The sequence below is a fragment of the Pseudomonas emilianonis genome (genome assembly GCF_023072625.1).
In the GTDB taxonomy this organism is placed as follows: Bacteria; Pseudomonadota; Gammaproteobacteria; order Pseudomonadales; family Pseudomonadaceae; genus Aquipseudomonas; species Aquipseudomonas paraveronii.
In genome coordinates this window covers 1-2,744 of sequence record NZ_JAKNRV010000522.1, presented here as the reverse complement: position 1 = coordinate 2,744, position 2,744 = coordinate 1, and the positions used below count along the sequence as shown (strand labels likewise).

Genomic DNA, 2,744 nt, shown 5'->3' with positions numbered 1-2,744 from the left:
TCTCGCGGAGTAACTTGTGATGCTGATAATCTTGTTGACTATCAGTCTGACTCCACAAGCACCCACACGAATTGCTTGATTCAGTTGTTAAAGAGCGGTTGGTTAAGATCTTTCGTCTCAACCGAGGAGCGCACTCTACAGCACACTTCCCGAAGTAGCAACCTTAAAAGTTTTTAATTTCACCAAGGAAATCAACCACTTAAGCCAAACCAGCAGTGAACTGCTCGTTAGCGGGAGGCAAATAATACAGGATTAAATTACCCGGTCAACCCCCGCCTGAAAATTCTTTTCCTTGCCCAGGAGCCTGGGCTGCCACTCTGCAAACTTCCAAGGTCGCAGAGCAGGTTATTGAAAGGATGACGCCGACAACGCCAACTTCAACAGGTCCTTGCGCTGCAATGAGGGCTCGATCACCGCGATTCCTTCCTGCCACTCGATGGACAGTAGATGGCTCAGCTTCTGCTGGCTGGCCGCCGCCTCCGCCAACCAGTAACCCTTGCTCTCCCGGATGCTGATCGCGTTCAACATCCAATCGTCCCCCTGCCCCGCCAGCCAGCGCGCAATCGCCGGCCGATGGCGCCGTATGAGCGCCCCGGCGTCCCACACCGTCATCTGCGCGAACAGGTGTGGCAGTTGGTCAGTGACGGTCATCCGTTTCAGGTCAGCCGCCAGGGCTGCGATCAGGTCGGACTCGATCGCAGCCTGGCATTCGGCGAAATACTGCTCGGGCCAATTCGCAGCCAGCCGTACGCACCGTGCGAGGCATTCATAGGCGCGCCGGTCCTGCGACGTGGTCAGTTGCCCGGTGAAATAGAGGGTGTTATCCAGGATTGCCGTAGCCAGCAAGGCAGCACTGTGCTGGCTGATCATCGGCAACAGGCCTGCCGCTTCCCAGCGCAGAAAAACCAGGGTCGCCGCCGCGCCTATGGGGCGAATGTCGGCGGCAGTACCGAGGATCTGCGTCCAGTAGGTTTCAAAACCCGGATGGTGATCGATCACCTCGACCACTTGCTCGAGCACCACCAGCGGGTCGAAGTGATGAGGGTCGCAGACATCCACCAGGACAAATTCATCGCCAGGACCGGGCAAGTAGCTGTCCAGGGTGGAGGGCCAGTCGAGTACGGTGCTGGGGATGCTGAAATTGAGCGGTGCGCTGCTGACTGCACGAGCATTGATACCTTGACGGTTCAACAGTTCGGCGTAGGCGATACAGCAGGCGTAGGCATCGATATCCAGATAGGCGGAGCCGGAGGTCACGACCCGCATAATGTGCGACATTGTTTTCCTTAAATTCCATTGTCCAGAATAAAAACCGCGCATGAGTGTCCGACGCACTCATGAATAAAATATGACACCCGGGCCCCTATGCCGTTATAGCCAAGCGACAGCGCCCGCCTCGAACGCCGCCCGGTTGCAGTGGCGCACTGTTTCAAGCTGATATCATTCCAGCATTCACCTGCTGAGTAGCAATCATGAACCGTCGTAAAAAGATCAATCAGCTATTAAAGGCCAACGCAAAGAAGGCCAGCGCCAAATTGGCACCTAAAAGCAAAGATAAATACGTCAGTAAAGCGGACCGCTTGAAACTGGCGGAGGGGTCCGATCAGGACGCCAGCAGTTCCCCAGACAACGAAACTTGATTCAAGGCACTCTATAGCGGCGTAGCAGTCTGTTCCTCGCCCCTACTCGCCCAGCGGAGTTCCCATGATCACTGTCCACCACCTCAACAACTCGCGCTCGCAGCGCATTCTATGGCTGCTCGAAGAGCTCGGCCTGCCTTACGAGATCAAGCGTTACCAGCGCGACCCGAAGACCAACCTCGCGCCGCCGGAACTCAAGGCGGTTCATCCGCTGGGCAAGTCCCCGGTAATTGAAGACGGCTCGCGCGTGGTGATCGAGTCCGCCGCGATCATCGATTACCTGATCCGTCGCCACGGTGCGGGCCGCCTGCAACCGGACCCAAGCACCGCCGCCTTTGATGAGTACGTGCAATGGCTGCACTTCGCCGAAGGCTCGGCGATGCTGCCGTTGATGCTCAACCTGTACGTCGGGTTCCTGGGTGACGCCGGCGCGCCGTTGCATCCGCGAATCGAGTCCGAGGTGGCCAATTACCTGGGTTATCTCAACGATGCGCTGGCGCACACGCCGTATCTGGTGGGTGACGAATTAAGTGGCGCGGATATTCAGATGAGTTTTATCGGCGAAATCGCCAACGCGCAGGGCAAGTTGCAGGCGTATCCGAACCTGGCGGCGTGGGTGCAGCGGTTCCAGGCGCGACCGGCGTATCGCAAGGCGCTGGAACAGGGTGGGGAGTATGCGTTTGCGAAGTGACGGGCGATGAGGCCTTTCAGCGAGTGCTTGAACCGGCGCCCTGCAGGCGCTGCCAAGCGTTAGCGAGGCTGCGATGCGGACGCTGAGGTTTATAGCAGGTACACCGAGGTGATCCTGTCGCAGCCTCGCTGAAGCTCGACAGCTCCCACATTTGAACCGGTTTACACCCGGCAGCCCTCTCAGCTCAGGCGGAAACGTGCGGTGTTGTCGCTCAACGCCCGGCTCCCCTTGCTCAGCGTATCCGCAGCACGGTTCACCGCCCGCGCGCCATCGAGCAAGCGCCCCGCCGCCTGGTCCACCTGCTGGATATTGCCGCTCACTTCATCCGCCGTCGCTGCCTGCTCTTCCACCGCCGCCGCGATTTGCGCCAGGGTGTCGGTGACGTTCTGCACCGCCCCGGCGATCTCGCCCAG

At 58.8% G+C, this 2,744-nt stretch carries 3 protein-coding genes and 1 pseudogene; 2 read left to right on the top strand and 2 right to left on the bottom strand.

What is annotated here, in order from left to right:
- Positions 1–345 precede the first annotated feature (345 nt).
- The gene (locus tag L9Z73_RS28715; protein ID WP_247408188.1) at positions 346–1,266 is read right to left on the bottom strand and encodes a DHH family protein; all 921 of its coding nucleotides are present in this window, start codon (positions 1,264–1,266) and stop codon (positions 346–348) included.
- Positions 1,267–1,472: 206 nt separating this feature from the next.
- Here L9Z73_RS28715 and L9Z73_RS28710 point away from each other — a divergent pair, with 206 nt between their 5' ends.
- Both L9Z73_RS28710 and L9Z73_RS28705 read left to right on the top strand, forming a co-directional pair.
- Positions 1,473–1,640, top strand: a complete 168-nt coding sequence (locus L9Z73_RS28710) for a DUF2986 domain-containing protein (RefSeq protein WP_247408186.1) — start codon at positions 1,473–1,475, stop codon at positions 1,638–1,640.
- Between the two features lie 64 nt (positions 1,641–1,704).
- Positions 1,705–2,331: a glutathione S-transferase family protein gene (locus L9Z73_RS28705; protein ID WP_247408184.1), complete on the top strand. Its 627-nt coding sequence runs from the start codon at positions 1,705–1,707 to the stop codon at positions 2,329–2,331.
- 179 nt (positions 2,332–2,510) lie between these two features.
- On the opposite strand, the pseudogene L9Z73_RS28700 reads toward L9Z73_RS28705, so the two are convergent.
- Positions 2,511–2,744 (bottom strand): annotated as a pseudogene (locus L9Z73_RS28700) (methyl-accepting chemotaxis protein); the annotation flags it as partial.

What these genes read in the sequence shown, in the direction of transcription:
- L9Z73_RS28715 (WP_247408188.1), bottom strand. Translation starts at nt 1,266, where the DNA reads ATGCGGGTCGTGACCTCCGGCTCCGCCTATCTGGATATCGATGCCTAC.
- L9Z73_RS28705 (WP_247408184.1), top strand. Translation starts at nt 1,705, where the DNA reads ATGATCACTGTCCACCACCTCAACAACTCGCGCTCGCAGCGCATTCTA.
- L9Z73_RS28710 (WP_247408186.1), top strand. Translation starts at nt 1,473, where the DNA reads ATGAACCGTCGTAAAAAGATCAATCAGCTATTAAAGGCCAACGCAAAG.